Below are 25539 nucleotides of genomic sequence, written 5' to 3'. Positions count from 1 at the left end.
CTTCAAGACTTGATATTTTTTTGCATCCGAAGATGCTGGATATCGTCTTGTGGAGTGCCCACACAGATTGTCTGATAAATTGTTAAAGAGCAGTGCCGAGAAACTCATCGGCGCGGGCTGCGTATATTACGCTTTTCGCCCGGAGAGTCAAGCGTTTATTTCGCTTTCCTCTCGCTGACCCGGCGGCTTGTCAGTCGTTGTTCCCGGTCAGTGGAGGCGCATTATAGGGAGTTCTCGGCGGGCCGCAACCCCTATTTTCAATATTTTTTCCGACCGTTGAATGTTTAACCAAAACACCGTTAAAGCGGCAGTTTTTTCAACGATTTAAAGCCGTAGCCCTGCAAAACGGGCAATAAAGCGTCAGTATCTTCATTTAACGCCATGCAATACGCCAGATTCTCTTCCTGGCTCGAGACCAGATTTTCCTGCGTCGAGATGAGCCAGGCGGTACGACGGGCAATCGCCGCACCGGAATCCACCAGCCGGGTGCCTTCTGGCAACACCTGCATCAGCTCTTCAGCTAATAGAGGAAAATGAGTGCAGCCCAGCACGACGGTATCCGGCGGCTCGCGCATGCTCAGCCACGGATGCAGGATCTTCTTCAGCACCGGCAGCGGCACGGCTTCGCCGTGCAGCTTGGCCTCCGCCAGCTCCACCAGCTCTGAAGAGCCCAGCAGCTCAATCTTGCAGTCGGTAGCGAAACGGGAAATCAGTTCGTGGGTGTAGCTGCGCTGTACGGTGCCGCGAGTCGCCAACAGGCCGACAATGCCATTGACGGTAAGACGGGCGGCAGGCTTGATGGCGGGTACCACGCCCACGACCGGGAAACTGAAGCGCTCGCGCAGGGCCGGCAAAGAGACGGTGCTGGCCGTGTTACAGGCAATGACGACAATCGCCAGAGGATGCCGCTGCTGCACTGCGCCGACAATCTCCACCACGCGCTCAACGATAAACTCTTCGGACTTCTCGCCGTAGGGGAACGCCACGTTGTCGAAAGCGTATATATAGTGGAGATCCGGCAGCAACTGCCGAATCTCTTGATATACCGACAGCCCGCCGACGCCGGAATCGAAAACCAGCACCGTCGGGCGAGGTGTGGCGGTGCTGTTAGAAGGTATAGCTTCCAGTGAGGTAGTATTCTCTTCCTGGAGTAGCGTAGCCATAGGCCGTCTCATAATCTTTATCAAACAGGTTGGCAATTCTACCACGAACTGTCAGATGAGATGTGACCGGATACGAAACTGCGAGATCCCACAGGCTCACTCCGCCAAGTTTAACCGTCGGGCTTGGATAAACGCCATAATCCTTGTCGTAGCGCTCACCTAAGTATTGATAGGTCACTGCCCAGTCAAAGTCGTACAGCTGCCAATCCAGCTCATATTTCACCTGTTGTTTCGCGCGGCGCAGCAGCACTTCGTTGGTTTTAGCATTGCGCGGGTCGACATAATCGTAACCAATCTGATGCGTCAACGGGCCGGTTTCAAAAGAAGCGGTGGCCTCTACGCCCTTAATGGTCGCCTTACCGATATTGTAATAACGGTAACTCACCGGATCGCTGTCAATCAGGTTATCGATGTCGTTGCGATAACCGGAAACGCGCCAGGTCACCGGCCCGGTCAAACCTTCGAAGCCGCCTTCCCACTGTTTGCTTTCTTCCGGCTTCAAGTTGCTATTGCCATAAGTGGTACTAAACAGCTGGTTCATGTTTGGCGCTTTAAACGCGGTGCCATAGGAAGCGATGAAGCGGTATCCTTCGATGAACTCCCAGGCCGCGCTGGTTTGCCACGTGCCGTGCCAGCCGAACTCCGAATTATCGTCGCCGCGCGCGGCAGCCTCAAGCGTCACCGGCCCCACCAGTTGCTGCCCGGTCAGATAGATGCCGGTATTGCGCTGGCTTCTCTCGCGGCTGACGGACGCGGTGCCCGGTTTGATCTGTTGATCCTGCCAGTCGGCACCCGCACTGACGGTGCCTTGAGCCACCTTGAAAGTATTGCCCCACTGCAGATTGTATTGCTCCGAATCATCCAGGCTGGAGGAGATCGCATACTGCCCTTTGCGCGGATCGTAATTGTAGTCTTTGCTGTGGCTATAGCTTCCCACTAACTGCGTGGCGTAAATCCCTTCCTGATAGCGCAACCCGGTGTCCCAAGTTTGACTATACAGTTTGCGCGTATCCGGCAGACCGGTGATATTGAAATTTTTATCGTAAGAATAAAAGCCGTCGTAGCCCGTACGGTTGTCGTAGCCATATCCACGCACAAAGCCGCTGATTTGCTCGTTGAACCGGTGCTGTACCGCCCCATATAGCGATTTGCTCATGAAGCCATCGCGATCGGGCTGCGGAATGCTGGTGTTGCCTTCAGCCACCACATCATACCCTTTGGTATAAGTGTAATTCCCTGCCACCGTCGCCACGGTGCTGTCGCCCAGCTGTTGCTGGGTCGACGCGTCATAGGCCTGATAGCCGTTGGAGCCGACGCCTGCAGAGAGCGTAGTACCGTTCTTTTCACGCGTGGTGATGATGTTGACCACGCCGCCGATGGCGTCGGAACCGTACACCGCCGAGCGCGGGCCGCGAATGTATTCGACTTTCTGCACCAGCGAAATCGGGATTTGGCTGAGATCGGAAGAGCCGCTGACGCCCGCCTGGTTAAGGCGAATGCCGTCGATCAATACCAAGACATGGCTGGAGTTGGTGCCGCGAATAAACAGTGAGCTCTTTTGCCCCAGCCCGCCGTTTTGGCCGATGTCCACGCCCGGCAAACGGCGCATCACGTCGGTCAGGCTCTTGGCCTGCCAACGATCGATATCGTTACGGGTGACGATAGAAGTCGGCGCCAGCACGGAAGAAACCGGCTGCGGGAAGCGGTTGGCGGTCACCACCAGGTTATCGCCATTCGTGGCTGTCGTGTTGTCTTGCGCCCATCCAGAAAAAGCCGTGACGGAGGAGACCACCGCCAGCAGCGTATTTTTTGTAATTGTCATGAGAAAAGCATCCAAACTTAATTGGCGGATGCCGCAGGATCATGGCCGGTAGTTCGCGACGGCCACGGACATTGCGACGTAACACCGGCAGGTCTTCGGGCTTGGGATTTGCGGGCCGCGGGGTGCGACCGGCAACGGGCGATGACTTCCCATCCTGCAGTGGACAGTGTCTGCGTCGAAACGCTATCGCCGTGACTTCCCCTTACCGCTGCGCGTCAGCTCCGGATTCACACCGGATTCCCTTTTCACTCGCTGCTTGAGGCCGGACGGCAATGCTACGATCAATGAAAATAGATGTCTAGACTGCTACTAATGTTACAAATAATAAACGCGACAAAACTGGACTTCACGGGCTGATTCCCTACAATCCCCGCTGATCAAATTTGCCTGACGAGAAGACACACATGACGCCCGAGAATTTGCCTATTGAACGTTACGATGACCAACTGGCGGAGAAAGTCGCCCGCCTGAAGACGTTGATGTCACCGTTCGCGGCGCCCGAGCCGGAAGTGTTCCGCTCGCCAGTCGACCACTACCGCATGCGCGCCGAATTCCGCATCTGGCACGACGCGGACGACATGTACCACATCATGTTCGATCAGCAGACCAAGCAGCGTATTCGCGTCGATCAATTCCCGGCCGCCAGCGAACTGATCAACCGCCTGATGAGCGCCCTGATCGCCGCGCTGAAACCGGAGCCGATCCTGCGCCACAAGCTGTTCCAGATCGATTATCTGTCGACGCAAAGCGGCAAAATCATCGCCTCGCTGCTGTACCACCGCAAGCTGGATGACGTTTGGCAACGGCGCGCCGAGCAGCTGCGTGACGAACTGCGCGCTCAGGGTTTCGATCTGCAGCTGATCGGCCGGGCGTCGAAGACCAAAATCATGCTCGACCAGGATTATGTTGACGAAGTGCTGCCGGTCGCCGGCCGCGACATGATCTACCGCCAGGTGGAAAACAGCTTCACTCAGCCCAACGCGGCCATGAACGTGCAGATGCTGGAATGGGCGCTGGCGGTGACCGCCGGTTCCAAAGGCGATTTGCTGGAGCTGTATTGCGGCAACGGCAACTTCTCGCTGGCGCTGGCGCGCAATTTCGAGCGCGTGCTGGCGACCGAGATCGCCAAACCGTCGGTGGCGGCGGCGCAATACAACATCGCTGCCAACCATATCGACAATGTGCAGATCATCCGCATGGCGGCGGAAGATTTCACCCAGGCGATGAACGGGGTGCGCGAATTCAACCGGTTGAAGGGCATCGATCTGAGCGGTTACAACTGCGAGACAATTTTCGTCGATCCGCCGCGTAGCGGGCTGGACGATGAAACGGTGAAGATGGTGCAGGCCTACCCGCGCATTCTGTATATCTCATGCAACCCGGAAACGCTGTGCGCCAACCTGGAAACGCTGCAGGCCACGCACCGGGTCAGCCGCCTGGCGCTGTTCGATCAGTTCCCGTATACCCATCACATGGAATGCGGCGTGCTGCTGGAAAAGCGCTGCTGATACGACAGGGGCGCCATCATGGCGCCCCGTTGCATTACGACTCTTGAGTCGGCGCATCCGGCGCCTTGCGCGCCTTCAGTTTGACTCCGATCCACAGCACCAACGCCACGCAGATTACCGACGGCAGGAAGTTGGAACCGATCTGCGGGTATTCTGCGCGCACGATGGCGCTGTACATCAGCAGCCCCAGCAGGAAACAGGCCGCCGCCAGCTTCGGCATGCCGTCCGGCATGGCGCGGTTCAGGTAACGCTGATGCAGGCAGTACACCGCCAGCACCAACGCGATCAGCGGGAAGATCGAAAACGGCACCACCGAGCTGAACAGCGCGGCAAACGAACCGTTGATCGAAAGGCCGGCAATCAACGCCAGCAGTAAGGTGCCATTTTCACGGCCTGGTTTTTCCATCATTTTTTACCTTTTTTATACGTGGGACACAGAAGCTTTTTCTTGTTCGCGACGATACCAGTAATACGCCCCTTTGGAGATCATCCGCAGCTGAAGCACCAGCCGTTCTTCCAGCTGCTGCCGCTGCTCGACGTCGATATCCAGCGCTTCCGCGCCGGCGCTGAACACGATGGTGACCATCGCTTCCGCCTGCGCTTCGGTAAAGCTGCGCGGCATGTGATTTTCCAACTCGAGGTAGTCCGCCAGTTCGGCGATGAAATGCTGGATCTCGCGCGCCACCGCCGCACGGAATGCCGCCGACGTGCCGGAGCGCTCGCGCAGCAGCAGGCGGAAGGCGTTCGGGTTGTTGCCGATAAATTCCATAAAGGTGGACACCGAAGTGCGGATCACGCTGCCGCCCTTGGCGATGCGTTGGCGCGCCTGGCGCATCAACTGACGCAGCATCAGGCCGCTTTCGTCCACCATGGTCAGCCCCAGCTCATCCACATCGCGGAAATGGCGGTAAAACGACGTGGGCGCGATGCCCGCCTCGCGTGAAACTTCCCGCAGGCTCAGGCTGGCGAAGCTGCGTTCGGCGCTCAGCTGGCTGAATGCGGCTTCGATCAGGGAACGACGAGTCCGTTCTTTTTGTTGTGCTCTGACGCCCATATGCATATCCGGATAGGTTCCATTCTCTCAGTCTAACGCCCTAGACTCGGCAATATAGCAAATTTTATTGCAACAGCATTTATACTAACGCGCTCTATCACACTTCCGCCCTGAGCCGATTGTGCTTTGCCTCAAAAAGCCTAATGGTGATTGGGTGAGCAGCGCTATGATGTTAAGATACCGTTGTAATCTTGTATAAAAAAACAGGTCTCTCCTACATGCAACAGCACTATCAATTTGATGCCATTGTGATTGGCTCGGGCCCTGGTGGTGAAGGTGCCGCCATGGGGCTGGTGAAACAGGGCGCCCGCGTGGCCGTTATCGAACGGTACAACAACGTAGGCGGCGGATGTACCCACTGGGGCACCATCCCTTCCAAAGCCCTCCGCCACGCCGTCAGCCGCATTATCGAATTCAACCAGAACCCGCTTTACAACAACTCGCGCACGCTCAGCGCGACCTTCCCTGACATTTTACGCCACGCCGATAACGTCATCAGCCAGCAGACCCGCATGCGCCAAGGCTTCTATGAGCGAAACCAGTGCAAACTGTTCGCCGGCGACGCGCGCTTCATCGACGCCAACACCGTCAGCGTCAGCTACATGGACGGCACCCAGGACACCATCCGCGCCGACCACATCGTGATCGCCTGCGGCTCGCGCCCTTACCATCCGGCCAGCGTCGATTTCAATCACCCGCGCATCTACGACAGTGATTCCATTCTCGAGCTGAGCCATGAACCGCGCCACGTGATCATTTACGGCGCCGGGGTGATCGGCTGCGAATACGCGTCTATCTTCCGCGGCCTGAACGTCAAGGTGGATCTGATCAACACCCGCGATCGCCTGCTGGCGTTCCTCGATCAGGAGATGTCGGATTCGCTCTCTTACCACTTCTGGAACAACGGCGTGGTGATCCGCCACAACGAGGAGTTCGAGAAGATTGAAGGCACCGAAGACGGCGTGATCGTGCACCTGAAGTCCGGCAAAAAGGTGAAAGCGGACTGCCTGCTGTACGCCAACGGCCGTACCGGCAACACCGATTCGCTGGGGTTGGAAAACGTCGGCCTGGAATCGGACAGCCGCGGGCTGCTGAAGGTGAACAGCATGTACCAAACCGCGCTGTCGCACATCTACGCGGTCGGTGACGTGATCGGCTATCCGAGCCTGGCTTCCGCCGCCTACGATCAGGGCCGCATCGCCGCGCAAGCGATCGCTTCCGGCGAAGCCAGCGGTCACTTAATCGAAGATATCCCGACCGGCATCTACACCATTCCGGAAATCAGCTCCGTCGGCAAAACCGAGCAGGAACTGACGGCGATGAAGGTGCCGTATGAAGTGGGCCGCGCCCAGTTCAAACATCTGGCGCGCGCGCAGATCGCCGGGATGAACGTCGGCAGCCTGAAGATCCTGTTCCATCGCGACACCCTGCAGATCCTCGGGATCCACTGCTTCGGCGAGCGTGCGGCGGAGATCATCCACATCGGTCAGGCGATCATGGAACAGAAAGGTGAAGGCAATACTATCGAGTATTTCGTTAATACGACCTTCAACTATCCGACCATGGCCGAAGCCTACCGGGTGGCGGCGCTTAACGGCTTAAACCGCCTGTTTTAACGCGTTGTCGATGTAGCCCTGCATGTGCTCGCGGATCGCTTCGGCCAACTGCTCATAACGGCTGCGCAGTGGGGAACCGGGGCGATACACCAACGCGATGGTGCGCTTCGGTTCCGGCTTGTAGCAATCCAGATAGCAGACGCCGTCGCGTTCGCGCTGCGGCGGCACCGCCAGTGACGGCAGCAGGGTAATGCCGCTGCCGGCCGCGACCATATTGCGCAGCGTTTCCAGACTGGTGGCGCGGAAGTGGGTATCCTCATCCGCGCCCGCCTGGAAGCAGAAGCCCATCGCCTGATCGCGCAGGCAGTGGCCATCTTCCAGCATCAGCAGCTTCTCTCCCGCCAAATCCGGCATCGCCACGCGCTCGCGCTGCGCCCACGGGTGATCGGAATACACCGCCAGCTTCATCGGTTCATCGAACAGAGGCACTTCGATAAACGCCTCGGTTTCCTTCACCAATGCCAGAATGGCGCAGTCCAATTTGCCGCTGTCGAGTTGCGCCAGCAGTTGCTGGGTTTGCGCTTCGTGCAGGTACATTTCCAGTTTCGGGAAAGTTTTGTGCAGCGTCGGGATGATCTGCGGCAGCAGATAAGGCCCCACGGTCGGGATCAGGCCGATGTGCAGCGGCCCGGACATGGCTTCGCCCTGCTGGCTGGCCATCTCCTTCAATACTTTCACTTCGCGCAGCACGGTACGCGCCTGCTCCACCAGCAACAGACCCGCCTGGGTGAACAGCACCTTGCGGCTGGTGCGCTCGAGCAGCATGACGCCCAACTCGTCTTCCAGCTTGCGGATCTGCCCGCTCAGCGTGGGCTGGCTCACATGGCATGAATCGGCCGCACGGCGGAAGTGCCGGTGCTCGGCCAAGGCGACCAGATACTCTAAATCACGAATATTCATTGTTTCCCTCCATTCCATGATAGCTCATGGCGATAGATAAGATAGCAATGAGCGATTAGATCTATCAAGCCCCAGCAACAATAATGTGTCCCAACGAAGCGATATCGCGCTAAATGCTAAAAATTACTTTTCCTAATTAAGGGGTTAATCAATGTTTACCAGTCAAGAAGGCAAGAAAGTTCCTCAGGTTACTTTCCACACCCGTCAGGGCGACCAATGGATTGATGTGACCACTGATGACCTGTTCAAAAACAAAACGGTCATCGTGTTCTCGCTGCCGGGCGCGTTCACGCCGACCTGCTCTTCGAGCCATCTGCCGCGCTACAACGAGCTGTCCAGCGTATTCAAACAGCACGGCGTCGACGGTATTCTGTGCGTCTCGGTGAACGACACCTTCGTGATGAACGCCTGGAAAGCCGATCAGCATGCGGAAAACATCACCTTCGTGCCGGACGGCAACGGTGAATTCACCAAAGGCATGAACATGCTGGTCGAGAAAGCGGATCTGGGCTTTGGCCCACGTTCATGGCGCTACTCGATGCTGGTGCGCGACGGCGTGGTCGAGAAAATGTTCGTCGAACCGAACAAACCGGGCGACCCGTTTGAGGTGTCCGACGCCGACACCATGCTGAAATACCTGGCGCCGGAATTCAAAGTGCAGGAGTCGGTCTCCCTGTTCACCAAACCAGGCTGCCCATTCTGCGCCAAAGCCAAACAGATGCTGCAAGAACGCGGCATTCAGTATGAAGAGATCGTGCTGGGCAAAGACGCCACCACCGTCAGCCTGCGCGCCGTCAGCGGCCGCGCCACGGTGCCGCAAGTGTTCATCGGCGGCCGTCACATCGGTGGCAGCGACGATCTGGAAACTTTCCTGTCAGCTTAATAAGTAATAACAAAGCCAACGTGAACTTTGGCGGGCTACGGCCCGCCCTTTTTTTACCTTTCAGGAGCGGATATGAAACTGTTGAACGTTGATGTCGCGGTCATCGGCGGCGGCACCGCAGGGCTCGGCGCCTATCGCGCGGCCAAACTGTCTACCCCCAGCGTGGTGATGATCGAAGGCGGGCCTTACGGCACCACCTGTGCGCGCGTTGGCTGTATGCCATCCAAGTTGCTGATCGCCGCTGCCGAAGCGGTGCATCAAATCGAACGCGCGCCGGGCTTTGGCGTGCACCCAACCGGTAAAACCCGCATCGACGGACGTGAAGTGATGGCGCGCGTCAAGCGCGAACGCGATCGCTTCGTCGGTTTCGTGCTGGAAGGCGTGGACGAGATCCCGGCCGGCGACAAAATTCAGGGCTATGCCCGCTTTATCGACGACAACACGCTGCAGGTCGATGACCATACGCGCATCGTGGCGCAGCGCATTGTGATCGCCACCGGCTCCCGCCCCAGCTGGCCGGCGCCGTGGAGCGAACTGGGCGATCGTCTGATCGTCAACGACGACCTGTTCAACTGGGATGATTTGCCGCAGTCCGTAGCGGTATTCGGTCCCGGCGTCATCGGGCTCGAGCTGGGGCAAGCGCTGCACCGCCTCGGCGTCGACACCAAGGTCTTCGGCATCGGCGGCGCAGTCGGGCCGCTCACCGACAGCGCCGTGCGCGACTACGCCGCCAAAGCACTGGGGGAAGAGTTCTATCTCGACGCCGACGTGAAGGTAGAGATGATGCAGCGCGAAGGCGACAAGGTGTTTATCCGCTATCGGAACCTGCAGGGCCAACCGCAGGAGATCCTGGTGGACTACGTGCTGGCCGCCACCGGCCGCCGCCCCAACGTCGATCGGCTGGGCCTCGAAAACACCGGCTTGCAACTCGACGCCCGAGGCGTACCGCTGGCCGACCGCCTGACGATGCAAACCAGCGTGCCGCATATTTTCATCGCTGGCGACGCCAGCAACCAACTGCCGCTGCTGCACGAGGCCAGCGATCAGGCACGTATCGCCGGCGCCAACGCCGGCAGCTTCCCGGAGATCAACCCGGGCCTGCGCCGCAGCGCGATTTCGGTGGTGTTCTCCGATCCGCAGATCGCCATGGTCGGCTCAACCTTCCGCGAGCTGAGCGAGAAGTTCAGTGCCTGCGGCTGCTTTGAAGTGGGCAAAGTCTCGTTTGAGAATCAGGGCCGCTCGCGGGTGATGCTGCGCAACAAAGGCATTCTGCACGTCTACGGCGAGCAAGGCACCGGCCGTTTCCTCGGCGCGGAAATGATCGGACCGGACGCCGAACACATCGCACACCTGCTGGCCTGGGCTCACCAGCAGCAGATGACCGTCGATCAGATGCTGGACATGCCGTTCTATCATCCGGTGATCGAAGAAGGTTTGCGCACCGCGCTGCGCGATCTGCAGGCGAAGCTCAAACTCGGCACGGCCGAAATCGAGCGCTGCCAGCGCTGCCCGGGCGAATAACCTCTCATTCTCCGTTCATCCCCACCGGGCCTTCAGGCCCGGTTTTCTTGCACAGCACTTCCCTACCTCCTCTTGCCTCACGGCCCTTCTGCGCTCATTTTTTATGCGTCGACATTGAAATGATACCAATATTGATACTAAAATGAAGAAAGGAGCCAGAATGGAGGAAGAACATGGAAAGGCATGAACACTATACCTATCGCATCACCTGGTCAGCGGAAGATCGTGAATATGTCGGGCTGTGCGCCGAATTCCCCTCGTTGTCCTGGCTGGCGGCCACGCGTACCGGCGCACTGGAGGGTATCGAAAAAGTCGTGAGCGAAACGATCGCCGATATGCTGGCGCAAGGCGAAACGCCGCCGCAGGCGCTGGCGGAAAAGAACTTCAGCGGAAAACTGGTGCTGCGCATGACGCCGGAACAGCATCGCCGGCTGGCGCTCGGCGCGATGGAGGAAGGCGTGAGCCTGAACCGCTATCTGTGTGCACGTCTGGCGGGGTAAAGGTTCAAGGGCGGCGCCGGGCCGCCCTTGTCGTCGTCAGGCCAAACGCTGTTTCGCTGCGGCGATTGCCGCGGCCACCTGCTGCGGTGCGACGCCACCTTTGGCCGCACGCTTGTCCAGGCAGGATTGCAACGCCAGGATCGGGTAAACGTCGTCGCCGATCGTCGCGCTAAACTGCTGCAAGTCCGCCAGCGGCAGCGCTTCCAGCGGTTTACCCTGGCGAATCGCTTCTACCACCGCCTCGCCGACGATGTGGTGCGCTTCGCGGAACGGCACGCCCTTGGCGACCAGGTAATCCGCCAGCTCTGTGGCATTGGCATAGCCCTGCTCCGCCGCTTCCTGGCAGCGCGGGCGTTTCACCTGGATGCCGTCCAGCACCAGCGCCGCCATCTGCAGGCAGTCCATCCAGGTGTCGAGCGCGTCGAACAGCCCTTCTTTGTCTTCCTGCATGTCTTTGTTGTACGCCAGCGGCAGGCCTTTCAGCGTCATCATCATACCGGTCAGCGCGCCCTGTACGCGGCCGCATTTGCCGCGGATCAGCTCCAGCGCGTCCGGGTTTTTCTTCTGCGGCATCAACGAAGAGCCGGAGGTCACGCGGTCGGACAGCTCGACAAACGCCGCTTCGCCGCTGTTGAAGAAGATCAGATCTTCGGCGAAGCGCGACAGGTGCACCATGCTGATGGCGGCGTTGGACAGCAGCTCCAGCACGTGATCGCGATCGGATACGCTGTCCAGGCTGTTGCGGGTCGCCGAGGCGAAGCCCAGCCAGCCGGCCAGCTGCTCGCGATCGATAGGATAAGCGGTACCGGCCAGCGCGCCGCTGCCCAGCGGGCTGACGTCCAGCCGTTTCAGGGTATCCTGCAGACGGCTCTCATCGCGCGCCAGCATCTCGACATAGGCCAGGCACCAGTGCGCGAAAGTCACCGGCTGCGCGCGTTGCAGGTGGGTATACCCCGGCATCACCGCATCCTGGTTGGCTTCGGCGGTCTCCACCAGCGCCTGCTGCAGCTGGACGATCGCCTGATGCAGATCGCCGATCTGCTGTTTGCACCACAGCTTCAGATCGGTCGCGACCTGATCGTTGCGGCTGCGGCCGGTGTGCAGCTTCTTGCCCAAATCACCGACCTTCTCGATCAGCTTCTGCTCCACCCAGCTGTGGATGTCTTCGGCATCGCTTTGGACGATCGCCAAAGGGTCGGCCTGGACCTCCGTCAGTAGCGCATTCAGCGCCTGCTCCAGCTGCTGTTGCTCCGTTGCCGTCAACACGTTAACGGTCACCAGCGCCTTCGACCAGGCCACCGAGCCCACGATATCCTGCTCCGCCAGGCGATAATCGAACCGCAGCGAATCGTTGAGTTGCTTGAACCGCTGATCCGCCGCCTGAGTGAACCGTCCACCCCAAAGTGCCATATCTTACTCCTGAATTTTTATGCGAAAGGGCGCAGCATGCTGCGCCCTTGCAGAGTCACGCCAATCGATTATTTATTCTTTTTCTCGTTCAACGCGCGGATGCGTGAAGACAGAGAGAACAGGCGAATAAAGCCGCCCGCGTGGCTGTGATCGTAAACTTCGTCTTCGCCGAAGGTGGCGAACTCTTCGGAGTACAGGCTGTTGGCCGATTTCTTCTGGGTCGCCGTCACCTGGCCTTTGTACAGCTGCAGCACGACTTCGCCGTTCACCTCTTCCGCCAGCGCTTCGGCAGAAGCCTGCAGCGAGCGGCGCAGCGGCGCGAACCAGCGGCCGTCGTACACCACATAGGACATCTCCAGGCCCAGCTGCTCGCGCCATTTGAAGCTGTCGCGATCCAACACCAGCTGTTCGACGGCGCGCAGCGCCGCCACCATGATGGTGCCTCCCGGGGTTTCATAGCAGCCGCGGGATTTTATGCCCACCAGGCGGTTTTCCACGATGTCGATACGGCCGACGCCGTGCTTGGCACCCAGCGCGTTCAGGGTTTCCAGGCACTGGTACGGCGACAGCGCTTTACCGTTAACCGCCACAACGCGGCCTTTCTCGACGGTAACGGTCACCTGCTCAGGCTGATCCGGCGCTTCCTGCGGATCGACGGTCCATACCCAGCAATCTTTGTTCGGCGCATTCCACGGGCTTTCCAACACGCCGCCTTCGGTGGAGATGTGCCAGGCGTTTTCATCGCGGCTGTAGATCTTCTCCAGCGACGCGGTGGTCGGGATGTTGCGCTCTTTCAGGTAATCCAACAGCGCTTCACGGGAACGCAGGTTCCACTCACGCCACGGCGCCACCACTTTCAGCTGCGGCGCCAGCGCGGTGTAGGTGGTCTCGAAACGCACCTGATCATTGCCTTTGCCGGTCGCACCGTGGCACAGCGCGTCGGCGCCCACTTTCAACGCCAGCTCGACCTGCGCCTTGGCGATGATCGGCCGCGCCATCGACGTGCCCAGCAGGTAGCTGCCTTCGTACAGGGCGCCGGTCTGCAGCACCGGATAAACGTAATCGCGGATAAATTCTTCACGCAGATCGACCACGTGACATTCAGAGGCACCGGACTGCAGGGCTTTTTGCTCCACGCCTTCCAGATCGCTGCGCTCCTGACCGATGTCCGCCACGAACGCCACCACTTCACAGCCGCCGTAGTTCTCTTTCAGCCATGGAATGATGGCCGAGGTATCCAGGCCGCCGGAGTACGCCAGAACGATTTTTTTGATGCCTTGGTTTTGCATGATCTATTCCTTTCTAATTCTAAAATTAAGCGAGGATCCGGGTGCCAATCGACACGCCGTTAAACAAAGCAGGAAGCTGATCGGCATGGCGCCAGCTGGCGATATCCACCGGGCGGCCGAGGGTGCGGGCCGCGTCGAGCGCCGCATTCACCTTCACCACCATACCATCGGTGATGATGCCTTGCGCGATCAGTTGTTCCGCTTTTTGCGCCGTCATTTCCGCAATGCGTTGCCCCTTGCCGTCGAGGATGCCGCTGACGTCCGACAGCAGGATCAGATCCGCCCCCAGCGTCGCCGCCAGCGCCGTCGCCGCCTGATCGGCGTTCACGTTCATTAACTGCCCTTCGGCGGTGATGCCGATGGAGCTGACCACCGGCAGGTAGCCGGCGCTCAGCAGGGTATTGAGCAGCGCGGGCGAACCGGGCTGCGCGTTGCCGACGTGGCCCAATGCCGGATCGAGCGGGGTCACGACCGCGCTGCCGCCATCCGCCAGGCTCAGGCCGACGGCGTTGATTTGGTGTTTAATCGCCCACGCCAGCAGCGTTTTGTTGGCGGTGCCGGCCAGCGCGCCGGTGATGATGTCGATCTGATCGGCCGGCGTGACCCGCAGGCCGTTCTTTTTCACCACCGGCAAAGAGAGCTGCTTCATCAGTTCGTCCACCACGCAGCCACCGCCGTGCACGATCACCAGTGGGCGCTGATGCTGCTGCCGGTAGCTGTCCAGCGCGGTAAACAGGCGCTCCAGCGCTTCTTCACTGTCTAATAACACGCCACCTAACTTGATAATTAACGGGTTCATTGCTGTTTACTCACGCTGGTTTAAAGGAGTGACTGGGTTTCCGGGAAGCCGAAACGGATATTCAGGCATTGCACCGCCTGCGCCGCCGCGCCTTTCAGCAGGTTGTCTTCCACCGCTACGGCGATCAGATGCTCGCCCTGCACCGCAAAACCGATGTCGCAGAACGGCAGCCCCACCACCGCTTTCAGCGCCGGCACGCCCTGGTCGTATAACCGCACCAGCGGCTTGTCGTCATAGGCGGCATGATAGGCGGCCGCGACGTCCTGCGCGGTCACGCCGGCCTTCAGGCGGCAGGTGATGGTTTCAAGGATACCGCGCGGGAAGTTGCCCAGGTGCGGCGTAAAGATAACCGGCACGCCCAGGTGCGCGGCGATCTCCGGCTGGTGCCGATGAGTGAAAATACCGTACGGCTGCAGGCTCACTTCGCAGAAGCTGGTGGTCATGCTGGCCTTACGACCGGCGCCGCTGACGCCGCTGGTGGCGTTGATCACCGGCCACTGGTCGAGGTTCAGCAGCTGCTTCTCGATCAACGGCTTCAGCGCCAGCTGCGCCGCCGTCGGGTAACAGCCCGGCACGGCAATCAGCTGCGCCTGTTTAATCTTGTCGCTCTGCCATTCCGCCAGGCCGTATACCGCCTGCTCCAGCAGGGCGCCATGCTGATGTTCAAAACCGTAGTACTGGCTATAAAAACCGGCGTCCTGCACGCGGAAGGCGCCCGACAGATCGAACACCACGCAGCCCGCCGCCAAGAAGGCCGGTGCGATATCGTGGCTGACTTCATGGGCGGTGGCGAGGAACACCACGTCGATGCCCTGCGCCGCCTTGGCAACGTCGGTCAACGGCTGCAGCGGCAGATCGACGATGCCTTTCAACTGGGGATGGAGATCGGAAAGCAACTTTCCTGCATCTGCACTTTGCGCTGAAACCGCTAAAGCGGTTATGTTCATGTGTGGGTGGCGATTCAGGTAAGCCGTGAGCTCCGCTCCGGCGTAACCGCTGGCACCAACGATCAGCGTATTCAACATGTGGCCTTTCACCTTCTAAACTGACGTGCGGTCGCTTGCGACCCAGGTAACAGGGCTAGCCAGCGTTGTTGCGCCGTTCACCCACGGAGCCAGGCGTTGATGCTTTTATAAACATCCGGGTATCGGGTTCCCTTACGCTTCGGCTTACTGTATTTTTATTCAAAATAAATGCATGAATATTGATACTATCCTAACCAAAGGCTGTCAACAGTGAAGATGAAATTACCTCCATTTATTGAGCTGTACCGGGCGTTGATCGCAACGAAGTCGATCAGCGCCACCGATGCCGGTCTCGATCAGAGCAATGAGGCGTTAATCAACTTGCTGGCCGGATGGTTTGCCGACCTGGGCTTTCGCGTCGACGTACAGCCGGTGCCGGAATCGCGCCACAAATTCAACCTGCTGGCCAGCATCGGCGAAGGCAGCGGCGGCCTGCTGCTGGCCGGCCATACCGATACGGTGCCTTACGACGAAGGCCGCTGGACGCGCGATCCCTTCACCCTGACCGAGCACGACAACAAGCTCTACGGCCTGGGCACCGCCGACATGAAAGGCTTCTTCGCCTTTATTCTGGATGCGGTGCGCGACATCGACGCGAGCAAACTGACCAAGCCGCTGTACATTCTGGCTACCGCAGATGAAGAAACGACGATGGCCGGCGCGCGTTATTTCGCCGCCTCCACCGCCATTCGGCCGGATTTCGCCATCATCGGCGAACCAACCTCGCTGCAGCCGGTGCGCGCACACAAGGGCCACATGGCCAACGCCATTCGCATCGTCGGCCAGTCCGGCCACTCCAGCGATCCGGCGCGCGGCGTCAACGCTATCGATCTGATGCACGAATCCATCGGCCGCCTGATGGAGCTGCGCAAAACCCTGCAGGAGCGCTACAACAACCCGGCGTTCGCCGTGCCTTATCCCACCATGAACTTCGGCCATATCAGCGGCGGCGACGCGGCCAACCGCATCTGCGCCTGCTGCGAGCTGCACCTGGATATCCGCCCGTTGCCCGGCATGACGCTCGACAACATCAACGAGCTGATGCATCAGGCATTGGAGCCGGTGAGCCAACGCTGGCCGGGCCGCCTGACCATCGAAGAGCTGCACGCGTCGGTGCCGGGTTACGAATGCCCGACCGACCACCGCATGGTGGCGGTGATCGAGGAACTGCTGGGCACCCGCACGCAGGTGGTCAACTACTGCACCGAAGCGCCGTTCGTGCAGCAGGTTTGCCCGACGTTGGTGCTCGGTCCCGGTTCCATCGATCAGGCCCACCAGCCGGACGAATATATCGACACCGCGTTTATCGAACCGACGCGCAAACTGTTGGGCCAGCTGGTCAATCACTTTTGCCGGCAATAAACCCGACATTTAGCAGGGGAAATGCTTTATGCTTTCCCCTACCTCAAAATAAGTAGAAAACGGCGAAATAAGCCACGCTGATAACCGACGCGGCGTAATTAAATTTCAGAAAATGCGCCGATTTTGATGTTTTTTTGCTAAAAATAGTGTCAATTGACGATTGGACAGGAACGCGATGTGATCAGGCGGGCGGTCTGCGCCTGACGCGTGAAATTTATTTACAAGATAAAAATCATACAGAACTGGGTCAGGGGTTATATGAACGAACAATATTCGGCAATGCGCAGTAATGTCAGTATGCTCGGCAAATTGCTCGGCGATACCATCAAAGAAGCGCTGGGCGAGCATATTCTCGATCGCGTTGAGACCATCCGTAAGCTTTCCAAATCTTCACGCGCCGGCAACGAAGCGCATCGCCAGGAGCTGCTCTCCACCCTGCAGAACCTGTCCAACGACGAGCTGCTGCCGGTGGCGCGCGCCTTCAGCCAGTTCCTCAACCTGACCAACGTCGCCGAGCAGTACCACAGCATTTCGCCCAACGGCGAAGCCGCCAGCAACCCGGAAGCGCTGGCGCAGCTGTTCAGCCGCCTCAAAGACAAAAAGCTCAGCGACAAAGAGCTGCAGCACGCGGTGTCGCAACTTGCCATCGAGCTGGTGCTGACGGCGCACCCGACGGAGATCACCCGCCGCACCCTGATCCACAAGCTGGTGGAGGTCAACACCTGCCTCAGCCAGCTCGATCACAACGACCTGGCCGACTACGAGCGCAACAAGATCATGCGCCGCCTGCGCCAGCTGGTGGCCCAGTCGTGGCACACCGATGAAATTCGCAAACATCGCCCCTCCCCGATCGACGAAGCCAAATGGGGCTTCGCGGTGGTAGAAAACAGCCTGTGGGAAGGCGTGCCAGCGTTCCTGCGCGAGTTCAACGAGCAGTTGGAAAACTCCATCAATTACAGCCTGCCGGCGGAAGCGGTGCCGGTGCGCTTCACCTCCTGGATGGGCGGCGACCGCGACGGCAACCCGAACGTGACCGCCGAAATCACCCGCCATGTGCTGCTGCTCAGCCGCTGGAAAGCCTGCGACCTGTTCACCCGCGATATCCAGGTGCTGGTCTCCGAGCTGTCGATGACCGAATGCACCCCGGAGCTGCGCGCCCGCGCCGGCGGTGACGAGGTGCAGGAACCGTACCGCGAAATCATGAAGCAGCTGCGCAGCCAGCTGATGAGCTCCCAGGCCTATCTGGAAGGCCGCCTGAAGGGCGAACGCGTGCTGAAGCCGCACGACCTGCTGGTGAACAACGAGCAGCTGTGGGAGCCGCTGTATGCCTGCTACCAATCGCTGCAGGCCTGCGGTATGGGCATCATCGCCAACGGTCAGCTGCTGGATACCCTACGCCGCGTGCGCTGCTTCGGCGTGCCGCTGGTGCGCATCGACGTGCGCCAGGAAAGCACTCGCCATACCGAAGCCATCGCCGAGCTGACCCGTTATCTGGGGCTGGGCGACTATGAAAGCTGGTCGGAAGCCGATAAACAGGCGTTCCTGATCCGCGAACTGAACTCCAAACGCCCGCTGGTGCCGCTGAAGTGGCAACCGAGCGCCGACACGCAGGAAGTGCTGGAAACCTGCCGGGTGATCGCCGAAGCGCCGCAGGGCTCGATCGCCGCCTACGTGATTTCGATGGCGCGCACGCCTTCCGACGTGCTGGCGGTGCACCTGCTGCTGAAAGAGGCCGGCTGCCCGTTCGCGCTGCCGGTCGCTCCGCTGTTCGAAACCCTCGACGATCTGAACAACGCCGACGACGTAATGACCCAGCTGCTGAACATCGACTGGTATCGCGGCTTTATTCAGGGCAAACAGATGGTAATGATCGGCTACTCCGACTCGGCGAAAGACGCCGGCGTGATGGCCGCTTCCTGGGCGCAGTACCGTGCGCAGGACGCGTTGATCAAAACCTGTGAAAAAGCCGGCGTGGCGCTGACGTTGTTCCATGGACGCGGCGGCTCCATCGGCCGCGGCGGCGCACCGGCGCATGCGGCGCTGCTGTCGCAGCCGCCAGGCAGCCTGAAGGGCGGCCTGCGCGTCACCGAACAGGGCGAGATGATCCGCTTCAAATTCGGCCTGCCGGAAGTCACCATCAGCAGCCTGGCGCTGTATGCCGGCGCGATCCTCGAGGCCAACCTGCTGCCGCCGCCGGAACCGAAGAAAGAATGGCGGGCGTTGATGGACGATCTGTCCGAGACCTCCTGCCGAATGTATCGCGGCTACGTGCGTGAAAACCCGGACTTCGTGCCTTACTTCCGCGCGGCCACGCCGGAACTGGAACTGGGTAAACTGCCGCTGGGCTCACGCCCGGCCAAACGCAAGCCGAACGGCGGCGTGGAAAGCCTGCGCGCCATTCCGTGGATCTTCGCCTGGACGCAGAACCGCCTGATGCTGCCGGCCTGGCTCGGCGCCGGTGCCGGATTGCAGGAAGCGGTGAAAGCCGGCAAGCAGGCGGAGCTGGAGGCGATGTGTCGCGACTGGCCGTTCTTCTCCACCCGCATCGCCATGCTGGAAATGGTGTTCGCCAAAGCCGACCTGTGGCTGGCGGAATACTACGATCAACGCCTGGTGGATAAATCGCTGTGGCCGCTGGGCCAACAGCTGCGCGATCAGCTGGAAAGCGACATCAAGGTGGTGCTGACCATCGCCAACGATGCGCACCTGATGGAAGACCTGCCGTGGATCGCCGAATCCATCGCGCTGCGCAACGTTTATACCGACCCACTGAACGTCTTGCAGGCCGAGCTGCTGCATCGTTCGCGTCAGCAGGAGCAGCCGGACGCCCGCGTCGAGCAGGCGCTGATGGTCACCATCGCCGGCGTCGCCGCCGGGATGCGCAACACCGGCTAGTGAGCCTAATCGCGGCCCCGTTTATCGGGGCCGTTTTTTTATGTCTTGTCTTCCCCACAAAAAAGGGCGCCGCGGTAAAGCGACGCCCTTTTTCAATGGAACAAACCTGTCAGGCGGCGGCCACCGGGCGCACGCCCAGCGTGTGGCAGATGGCGTAGCTCATCTCGGCGCGGTTCAGCGTATAGAAGTGGAAATCTTTCACCCCTTCGCGGCTGAGGATCTTCACCATGTCCATGGCGATGTTGGCACCGACCATTTTGCGGGTCTCCGCATCGTCGTCCAGCCCTTCGAACATGCTGGTCATCCAGCTTGGCACCCGCACGTTGGTCATGGTGGCGAAGCGCTGCAGCTGCTTGAAGTTGGACACCGGCAGAATGCCCGGCACGATTTCCACGTCGATACCGGCGGCGACGCAGCGGTCGCGGAAGCGCAGGTAGCTCTCGACGTCGAAGAAGAACTGGGTGATGGCGCGGCTGGCGCCGGCGTCGATCTTGCGCTTTAGGTTAATCAAATCGGCCTGGGCGCTCTTCGCCTCCGGGTGCACTTCCGGGTAGGCGGCGACGGAAATATCGAAGTCGCCCACGTCTTTCAGCAGCGCCACCAGATCGGTCGCGTACATTTCCGGCTTGCCGCCACCCGGCGGCAGATCGCCGCGCAGCGCCACGATATGGCGGATGCCGCTGTTCCAGTAATCGGTCGCGATGTCGCGCAGCTGTGCCGGGCTGGCGTCGATGCAGGTCAGGTGCGGCGCCGCCTCCAGGCCGGTGCGCTCCTTGATCCCCTTGATGATGCTGTGGGTGCGATCGCGCTCGCCGGAGTTGGCACCGTAGGTGACGGAAACGAATTTGGGTTTGAGGATGCTCAGACGATCGATCGACTGCCACAGGGTCTCTTCCATCTCGCTGGTGCGTGGCGGGAAGAACTCGAATGATACGTTAATCTGGCCGTTCAACTCCGCCAGACTCTGATTCAGCGCTTCCCGCTGGTTTGCGTGGAAAAAGCTCATACCCTGCTCACCTCTTATCGATCACTGTTTTTATTTCATTTTGATGAGCGTCTATACGTTTAGACGTCTAGATAGAAAATGCCGCATGTTGGCTAAAGAGTCAACAGGAAAATGAGGGGAATAAGATGATTAATCCTCACCCACTCAACGAGGGAATTTCATGACGGCGGCAGGGATAAGTATGGCAGGAAAAGCAAAGGGGCGCGGTGAACCCGCGCCCGCAGAGGATTAAAGCAGCTGTGCCAACCGGTTAAGGTCTGACTGGATCGCGCCGGCGGTCACGTCGCGGCCGGCGCCCGGCCCGCGGATCACCAGCGGATTATCGCGATACCAGCGGCTTTCGATGGCGAACACGTTGTCGCACGGCAGCAGCGAGGCCAGCGGATGCTCAGGACGCACCGCCTCCACGCCGACCCGCGCCTTGCCGTTGGCGTCGAAACGCGCCACGTGACGCAGCACCAGGCCCATTTCGCTGGCGGCCTCAAAGCGCTGCTGCATCTGCTGGTTCAGCGCCTCACCGTTCTCGAAGAACTGATCGACGGAGCCCAGCTCGCAGCCCGCCGGCACCAGCGACTCGACCCGCACCTGGTTCGGTTCGATGTCGTAGCCCGCTTCGCGCGCCAGGATCACCAGCTTGCGCATCACGTCCTGACCGGAGAGATCGACCCGTGGATCCGGTTCGGTCAGCCCCTGCTGCCAGGCCTGATCCACCAACTCGGTAAATGGTACCGTGCCGTCATACTGCAAGAACAGCCAGGAAAGCGTGCCGGAGAAGATGCCACTGATTGCCAAAATGCTGTCGCCGCTGTCGCGCAGATCGCGCACCGTATGATTGACCGGTAGCCCGGCGCCGACGGTGGCGTTGTACAACCAGTGGCGGCCGGTTTTGGCGAAGGCGTCGCGAATTTGGCGATAGGTATCGCTGCACGAGGCACCCGCCAACTTGTTGGCGCTGATCACGTGGAAACCGTAGCTGGCGAAATCCAGATACTGCCCGGCCAGCTCTTCGCTGGCGGTCACGTCGAGCACCACCAGATCGTCGAACGGGTGCGCGCGCATCCACAGGAACAGCGACTCTTCGTCGAGTTCCTGCGCCTCGTCCTCAAAGAACGCCAATGCGCGGCTGGCGTCCAGCCCGTCGTAATTCAGCAGGCTGCGGCGGCTGTCCACCACCCCCGCCAGGATAAATTCGAAACCGCTGCGCGCGGAGATATTGGTCTGCTCGCGGGCGAACAGCTCCAGCCAGCGCGACCCGATGTTCCCCTTGCCGAACAGCACCAGACCGATGCGCTTCTCGGCGCGGAACAGGCTTTGGTGCAGCCCCTGAATCAGCAGCGCGGTCGGCCCCTGGCGCAATACCGCCACCAGGCTGATGCCATCTTCGGCCTGCCAGATAAACTCAACCGGCTGATCTTTCAGTTGCTGATAGAAACGGTGGCTGTGCAGCGGGTTCTTGCATACCCCGGCGCCGACCATCGCCACCAGCGCCAACCCTTCGCGCAGGTGCAGTTCACCCGGCAGCGCCGAGGCCTGCAGGGTCGCCAGCGCGCTGTTGACCACCTCGGAGGTGTAGCACAGCTGTATCCGATTGCGGTCAGGATGGATGCCCACCGCCAGCGGTTTGATCTGTGCGCGCTTGAGCACCAGATCCAACTCTTTCTGCGCCAATTTGAAGTCGTGCTGAGCGGCGACGTGCAGCTCAATCAGACACACGTCATCGTGGCTGGTGACAATCTTGGCGCCAGTGCCGGACGCCAATACGCGCTCGATGCGTGTCGAGCCCTGCTCCGGCTGGTAGCTGCAGCGCAGCTGAAGATCGATATCGCTGCCGGAGACCGGCTGCAGGGTGCGGGTATGCAGCACCGGCGCCGCCAGGCGCGCCAGCTCGCTGGCTTCGTCCAGGCGCAGCAGCGGCAGCAGGCAGGCGTCTTTCACCTTGCGCGGGTCGGCGCTGTATACCCCGGCCACGTCGCTCCAGATGGTGACGCGCGCCGCGCCGGCCAACGCGCCGACCTGAGTGGCAGAGTAGTCGCTGCCGTTGCGCCCCAACAGCACGGTTTCCCCGGCGTCGTTGCGCGAAATGAAGCCGGTCACCACCAGGCGCTTGCCCGGATGTTGGGCCAACAATTGTTGCAACAGCGGATAAGAACGGCCTTCATCCACCTGCGGCTGCGCGGCGCGCTCGGCGCGCAGGAAATCACGCGCATCCAGCCAGGCCGCCTGCATATCCAGGTGGTTGAGCACCGCCGCCATCAGGCGCGCCGACCAGATCTCGCCGTGCCCGACCACTTCGGCATAGCACACCTCGTCGACTTTGCCGTCCAGCAGCACCGCCAGACGTTCCAGATCCTGAATGAACTCGGCGATCAGCGGCTCGGCGCTTTCCGGCGGCAGCAGGCCACTGATAAGATCGCTATGATAACGACGCAACGTCTGCTGCACCTGGTGCGCAGACAGGCGATCGCTCTGGCTGAGCTTCAGCCAGTTGATCAACTGGTTGGTGGTACTGCCGGCGGCCGATACCACCATCATGTCGCCCGGCTGGCTGTATTCCGCCATAATCCCGGCCACACGCAGATAACACTTCACATCCGCCAGACTGCTGCCGCCAAACTTGTGCAGTTGACGCCCGCTCACCGGCCCTGCTACAGCAATTGCATTCATGCTTACCTCGTTGCCGCCGCCTGGAACGCGCGTTCCAGATCGGCAATCAAATCTTCACTGTCTTCAATACCCACGGAAATGCGCAGCAGGCTCTCGGAGATGCCGGCCGCTGCCCGCGCCTCCGCCGCCATGCCGGCGTGGGTCATGGTCGCTGCATGCGAGATCAGGCTTTCTACGCCGCCCAGCGATTCTGCCAGAGTAAACAGCTCAAGGGCAGAGAGAAAACGGCGCAGCACCGCTTCATCGCCGTCCAGTTCAAAACTCAGCATCGCGCCGAAGCCGCGCTGCTGCCGGCGGGCGATCTCATGCCCCGGATTTTCCGGCAGGGAGGGATGATACAGCTTTTTCACCAGCGGTTGCTGCTGTAAATAGCCGACAATCGCTTCGGCGTTTTGCTGCGCCGCCTTGATGCGCGGCGACAGCGTGCGCATGCCGCGCAGCAGCAGATAGCTGTCGAACGCGCCGCCGGTCACGCCGATATTGTTCGCCCACCAGGCCAATTCGACCGCCAGCTCGGGATCTTTGGCAATCACCGCGCCGGCCACCACGTCCGAATGCCCGTTCAGGTATTTGGTGCAAGAATGGACCACCAGATCGGCACCGAGTTCGATCGGCTGTTGCAGGGCCGGGCTGAGGAAAGTGTTGTCCACCACCGTCAACGCGCCCGCCGCGTGTGCGGCGGTGCAGATCGCCGCAATGTCCACCACCCGCAGCAGCGGATTGCTGGGGCTTTCAATCAGCACCAGCTTCGGCTTTTGCGCCAGCGCCTGCTGCAGGGCTTCTTCATTACCCTGATCGACGAACAGCACGCGATAGGCTCCGCGCTTGCTCAGGCTGTCAAACAACCGATAGCTGCCGCCGTAGCAGTCGTGCGGCGCCACCAGCAGATCGCCCGGCTTCAGCAGCACGGTGGTCACCAGATGGATCGCCGACATCCCGCTGCCGGTCATCACCGCGCCGGCGCCGCCTTCCAGCTCCGCCAACGCGCGTTGCACCACGTCGCGCGTCGGGTTGCCGCGGCGCGAGTAATCATGGGCTCGGGGTTGGTTGAAGTCGGTAAAGTTATAGGTGCTGGACAGATGAATCGGCGGGACAACGCAGCCATACTGTTCGTCGTCGTTCAGGCCGCTGCGTACGGCAATCGTGGCTGGTTTACGCGTCATGGGCTCGCTCGGCTCTCGGTTCGGTGAATGAGGCCTAAAGAGTAATCGCAGGATTGATAGACGTCAATACATCTGGACATCTAAACTTCTCTGCGTATAGATTGAGCAATGGCACAATACCCGCTAAAATTATGCCGATATGACATGACGATAAGATGTTAAGCCACAATGTCCGGCCGAGGCGGGGCATTCAGTGACCCTGGTCGCGTAAAATTGACATTTATTTAGTGAGAACAGTGAAGATCGGGCATAATTGGCCGGTTTTTAGAATTTTGTAATTTTTCTGACAAAGTTAAGGTGTCCCATGGCTGAGTGGAACGGCGAGTATGTCAGCCCTTACGCTGAACACGGTAAAAAAAGCGAGCAAGTCAAAAAGATCACGGTATCCATTCCGCTGAAGGTCCTGAAAATCCTCACCGACGAACGGACCCGTCGCCAGGTGAACAACCTGCGCCACGCCACCAACAGCGAACTGCTGTGCGAAGCGTTTCTGCATGCCTTTACCGGCCAGCCGCTGCCGAACGATGAAGACCTGCGCAAAGAGCGCAGCGATGAAATCCCGGAAGCCGCAAAAGTGCTGATGCGCGAACTGGGTGTCGATCCCGATACCTGGGAATATTGAGAACCGTCCGGCGAACGCCGGCGGCAGAAACGAAAAAAGGCGCCAAAGGCGCCTTTTTCATCGGACGATAAGAAATCTTATTTCTTAGCGCCTGGTACGCTGAAACGCTTGTTGAAGCGGTCAACGCGGCCACCGGTAGCAACGTCACGCTGCTTGCCAGTGTAGAACGGGTGACATGCGCCACAAACGTCCAGGTTCAGATCGTGGCCCACGGTGGAGCGGATCTTCATCACGTTACCGCAAGAGCAGTTAGCAGTAACTTCTTCGTATTTTGGGTGGATACCTTGTTTCATGGGAAACCTCAGTTAAGGCCGTGTCGCTATCCAGCCCTGTTTCG

At 59.9% G+C, this 25539-nt stretch carries 21 protein-coding genes and 1 riboswitch; of the genes, 8 read left to right on the top strand and 13 right to left on the bottom strand.

Annotation, left to right across the window (positions count from 1 at the left end; all coding sequences use genetic code 11):
- Positions 1 to 299: 299 nt before the first annotated feature.
- Complete coding sequence (gene murI / locus EKL15_RS19300) at positions 300 to 1163, bottom strand: glutamate racemase (RefSeq protein WP_060424947.1); 864 nt, start codon at positions 1161 to 1163, stop codon at positions 300 to 302.
- Complete coding sequence (gene btuB / locus EKL15_RS19295) at positions 1108 to 2985, bottom strand: TonB-dependent vitamin B12 receptor BtuB (protein ID WP_060424950.1); 1878 nt, start codon at positions 2983 to 2985, stop codon at positions 1108 to 1110. Before btuB ends, murI begins: the two co-directional genes overlap by 56 nt.
- A gap of 68 nt (positions 2986 to 3053) precedes the next feature.
- A riboswitch (cobalamin riboswitch) is annotated at positions 3054 to 3267 on the bottom strand.
- Positions 3268 to 3389: 122 nt separating this feature from the next.
- Between btuB and trmA the strand changes: the two genes are divergently transcribed.
- On the top strand, positions 3390 to 4493 hold the full coding sequence (trmA, locus tag EKL15_RS19290; RefSeq protein WP_060424952.1) for a tRNA (uridine(54)-C5)-methyltransferase TrmA: 1104 nt from the start codon (positions 3390 to 3392) through the stop codon (positions 4491 to 4493).
- 34 nt (positions 4494 to 4527) lie between these two features.
- Here trmA and EKL15_RS19285 read toward each other — a convergent pair whose 3' ends face one another.
- Together EKL15_RS19285 and fabR are read right to left on the bottom strand one after the other, a co-directional pair.
- Positions 4528 to 4899, bottom strand: coding sequence for a YijD family membrane protein (locus tag EKL15_RS19285; RefSeq protein WP_049201879.1), 372 nt, complete (start codon positions 4897 to 4899; stop codon positions 4528 to 4530).
- Between the two features lie 15 nt (positions 4900 to 4914).
- Positions 4915 to 5547 (bottom strand): HTH-type transcriptional repressor FabR, encoded by a 633-nt coding sequence (fabR, locus tag EKL15_RS19280; protein WP_004931044.1) that lies wholly within the window; start codon positions 5545 to 5547, stop codon positions 4915 to 4917.
- A gap of 218 nt (positions 5548 to 5765) precedes the next feature.
- Here fabR and sthA point away from each other — a divergent pair, with 218 nt between their 5' ends.
- Positions 5766 to 7163 carry a Si-specific NAD(P)(+) transhydrogenase gene (sthA, locus tag EKL15_RS19275; RefSeq protein ID WP_004931047.1) on the top strand — a complete coding sequence of 466 codons (1398 nt, stop codon included), beginning with the start codon at positions 5766 to 5768 and terminating at the stop codon, positions 7161 to 7163.
- Here the strand turns inward: sthA and oxyR are convergent.
- Positions 7146 to 8063 (bottom strand): DNA-binding transcriptional regulator OxyR, encoded by a 918-nt coding sequence (oxyR, locus tag EKL15_RS19270; protein WP_033636422.1) that lies wholly within the window; start codon positions 8061 to 8063, stop codon positions 7146 to 7148. The genes sthA and oxyR overlap by 18 nt on opposite strands.
- 151 nt (positions 8064 to 8214) lie before the next feature.
- Between oxyR and EKL15_RS19265 the strand changes: the two genes are divergently transcribed.
- The 3 genes from EKL15_RS19265 to EKL15_RS19255 all read left to right on the top strand — a co-directional run bounded on the left by EKL15_RS19265 (position 8215) and on the right by EKL15_RS19255 (position 10967).
- Complete coding sequence (locus tag EKL15_RS19265) at positions 8215 to 8946, top strand: glutathione peroxidase (protein WP_019452251.1); 732 nt, start codon at positions 8215 to 8217, stop codon at positions 8944 to 8946.
- Positions 8947 to 9018: 72 nt separating this feature from the next.
- Positions 9019 to 10467 (top strand): dihydrolipoyl dehydrogenase, encoded by a 1449-nt coding sequence (locus tag EKL15_RS19260; protein WP_100397031.1) that lies wholly within the window; start codon positions 9019 to 9021, stop codon positions 10465 to 10467.
- 173 nt (positions 10468 to 10640) lie between these two features.
- Positions 10641 to 10967: a type II toxin-antitoxin system HicB family antitoxin gene (locus tag EKL15_RS19255; protein WP_060424959.1), complete on the top strand. Its 327-nt coding sequence runs from the start codon at positions 10641 to 10643 to the stop codon at positions 10965 to 10967.
- 36 nt (positions 10968 to 11003) lie between these two features.
- On the opposite strand, the gene argH is transcribed toward EKL15_RS19255, so the two are convergent.
- The 4 genes from argH to argC all read right to left on the bottom strand — a co-directional run bounded on the left by argH (position 11004) and on the right by argC (position 15490).
- On the bottom strand, positions 11004 to 12377 hold the full coding sequence (gene argH / locus EKL15_RS19250) for an argininosuccinate lyase (protein WP_043140965.1): 1374 nt from the start codon (positions 12375 to 12377) through the stop codon (positions 11004 to 11006).
- Positions 12378 to 12445: 68 nt separating this feature from the next.
- Positions 12446 to 13666: an argininosuccinate synthase gene (locus EKL15_RS19245; protein WP_019452247.1), complete on the bottom strand. Its 1221-nt coding sequence runs from the start codon at positions 13664 to 13666 to the stop codon at positions 12446 to 12448.
- 25 nt (positions 13667 to 13691) lie between these two features.
- Positions 13692 to 14465: an acetylglutamate kinase gene (gene argB / locus EKL15_RS19240; RefSeq protein ID WP_038872691.1), complete on the bottom strand. Its 774-nt coding sequence runs from the start codon at positions 14463 to 14465 to the stop codon at positions 13692 to 13694.
- A 20-nt stretch (positions 14466 to 14485) separates the two neighbouring features.
- On the bottom strand, positions 14486 to 15490 hold the full coding sequence (gene argC, locus EKL15_RS19235) for an N-acetyl-gamma-glutamyl-phosphate reductase (RefSeq protein WP_025304655.1): 1005 nt from the start codon (positions 15488 to 15490) through the stop codon (positions 14486 to 14488).
- A gap of 216 nt (positions 15491 to 15706) precedes the next feature.
- Here argC and argE point away from each other — a divergent pair, with 216 nt between their 5' ends.
- Positions 15707 to 16852, top strand: a complete 1146-nt coding sequence (gene argE / locus EKL15_RS19230) for an acetylornithine deacetylase (RefSeq protein ID WP_033649896.1) — start codon at positions 15707 to 15709, stop codon at positions 16850 to 16852.
- Positions 16853 to 17110: 258 nt separating this feature from the next.
- On the top strand, positions 17111 to 19747 hold the full coding sequence (gene ppc, locus EKL15_RS19225) for a phosphoenolpyruvate carboxylase (RefSeq protein ID WP_100397032.1): 2637 nt from the start codon (positions 17111 to 17113) through the stop codon (positions 19745 to 19747).
- Positions 19748 to 19856: 109 nt separating this feature from the next.
- On the opposite strand, the gene metF is transcribed toward ppc, so the two are convergent.
- From metF to metB, 3 genes are all read right to left on the bottom strand, one after another.
- Entirely contained in the window at positions 19857 to 20753 is an 897-nt protein-coding gene (metF, locus tag EKL15_RS19220) for a methylenetetrahydrofolate reductase (protein ID WP_033645217.1), read from the bottom strand.
- Between the two features lie 228 nt (positions 20754 to 20981).
- Positions 20982 to 23417, bottom strand: coding sequence for a bifunctional aspartate kinase/homoserine dehydrogenase II (locus EKL15_RS19215; protein ID WP_087762549.1), 2436 nt, complete (start codon positions 23415 to 23417; stop codon positions 20982 to 20984).
- A gap of 2 nt (positions 23418 to 23419) precedes the next feature.
- Positions 23420 to 24580, bottom strand: coding sequence for a cystathionine gamma-synthase (metB, locus tag EKL15_RS19210; RefSeq protein WP_060441468.1), 1161 nt, complete (start codon positions 24578 to 24580; stop codon positions 23420 to 23422).
- 304 nt (positions 24581 to 24884) lie between these two features.
- Here metB and metJ point away from each other — a divergent pair, with 304 nt between their 5' ends.
- Complete coding sequence (gene metJ, locus EKL15_RS19205; protein WP_006317756.1) at positions 24885 to 25202, top strand: met regulon transcriptional regulator MetJ; 318 nt, start codon at positions 24885 to 24887, stop codon at positions 25200 to 25202.
- Between the two features lie 77 nt (positions 25203 to 25279).
- Here the strand turns inward: metJ and rpmE are convergent, their stop codons facing one another.
- On the bottom strand, positions 25280 to 25495 hold the full coding sequence (gene rpmE / locus EKL15_RS19200; protein WP_004931078.1) for a 50S ribosomal protein L31: 216 nt from the start codon (positions 25493 to 25495) through the stop codon (positions 25280 to 25282).
- Between the last annotated feature and the right edge of the window lie 44 nt (positions 25496 to 25539).

Origin of the sequence: Serratia sp. 4542, from assembly GCF_016805595.1 — a bacterium.
Taxonomy (GTDB): Bacteria; Pseudomonadota; Gammaproteobacteria; order Enterobacterales; family Enterobacteriaceae; genus Serratia; species Serratia nevei.
Note: the sequence above shows the minus strand (reverse complement) of the source record. Positions and strands in the feature narration are given on the sequence as shown.

Excerpts from the sequence above, each read along its gene's own strand:
- fabR (WP_004931044.1), bottom strand. The coding sequence starts at position 5,547 with ATGGGCGTCAGAGCACAACAAAAAGAACGGACTCGTCGTTCCCTGATC.
- EKL15_RS19265 (WP_019452251.1), top strand. The coding sequence starts at position 8,215 with ATGTTTACCAGTCAAGAAGGCAAGAAAGTTCCTCAGGTTACTTTCCAC.
- argH (WP_043140965.1), bottom strand. The coding sequence starts at position 12,377 with ATGGCACTTTGGGGTGGACGGTTCACTCAGGCGGCGGATCAGCGGTTC.
- argC (WP_025304655.1), bottom strand. The coding sequence starts at position 15,490 with ATGTTGAATACGCTGATCGTTGGTGCCAGCGGTTACGCCGGAGCGGAG.
- EKL15_RS19215 (WP_087762549.1), bottom strand. The coding sequence starts at position 23,417 with ATGAATGCAATTGCTGTAGCAGGGCCGGTGAGCGGGCGTCAACTGCAC.
- EKL15_RS19255 (WP_060424959.1), top strand. The coding sequence starts at position 10,641 with ATGGAAAGGCATGAACACTATACCTATCGCATCACCTGGTCAGCGGAA.
- metJ (WP_006317756.1), top strand. The coding sequence starts at position 24,885 with ATGGCTGAGTGGAACGGCGAGTATGTCAGCCCTTACGCTGAACACGGT.
- oxyR (WP_033636422.1), bottom strand. The coding sequence starts at position 8,063 with ATGAATATTCGTGATTTAGAGTATCTGGTCGCCTTGGCCGAGCACCGG.
- metB (WP_060441468.1), bottom strand. The coding sequence starts at position 24,580 with ATGACGCGTAAACCAGCCACGATTGCCGTACGCAGCGGCCTGAACGAC.
- sthA (WP_004931047.1), top strand. The coding sequence starts at position 5,766 with ATGCAACAGCACTATCAATTTGATGCCATTGTGATTGGCTCGGGCCCT.
- ppc (WP_100397032.1), top strand. The coding sequence starts at position 17,111 with ATGAACGAACAATATTCGGCAATGCGCAGTAATGTCAGTATGCTCGGC.
- argE (WP_033649896.1), top strand. The coding sequence starts at position 15,707 with ATGAAATTACCTCCATTTATTGAGCTGTACCGGGCGTTGATCGCAACG.
- rpmE (WP_004931078.1), bottom strand. The coding sequence starts at position 25,495 with ATGAAACAAGGTATCCACCCAAAATACGAAGAAGTTACTGCTAACTGC.
- trmA (WP_060424952.1), top strand. The coding sequence starts at position 3,390 with ATGACGCCCGAGAATTTGCCTATTGAACGTTACGATGACCAACTGGCG.
- metF (WP_033645217.1), bottom strand. The coding sequence starts at position 20,753 with ATGAGCTTTTTCCACGCAAACCAGCGGGAAGCGCTGAATCAGAGTCTG.
- murI (WP_060424947.1), bottom strand. The coding sequence starts at position 1,163 with ATGGCTACGCTACTCCAGGAAGAGAATACTACCTCACTGGAAGCTATA.
- EKL15_RS19245 (WP_019452247.1), bottom strand. The coding sequence starts at position 13,666 with ATGCAAAACCAAGGCATCAAAAAAATCGTTCTGGCGTACTCCGGCGGC.
- argB (WP_038872691.1), bottom strand. The coding sequence starts at position 14,465 with ATGAACCCGTTAATTATCAAGTTAGGTGGCGTGTTATTAGACAGTGAA.
- EKL15_RS19285 (WP_049201879.1), bottom strand. The coding sequence starts at position 4,899 with ATGGAAAAACCAGGCCGTGAAAATGGCACCTTACTGCTGGCGTTGATT.
- btuB (WP_060424950.1), bottom strand. The coding sequence starts at position 2,985 with ATGACAATTACAAAAAATACGCTGCTGGCGGTGGTCTCCTCCGTCACG.
- EKL15_RS19260 (WP_100397031.1), top strand. The coding sequence starts at position 9,019 with ATGAAACTGTTGAACGTTGATGTCGCGGTCATCGGCGGCGGCACCGCA.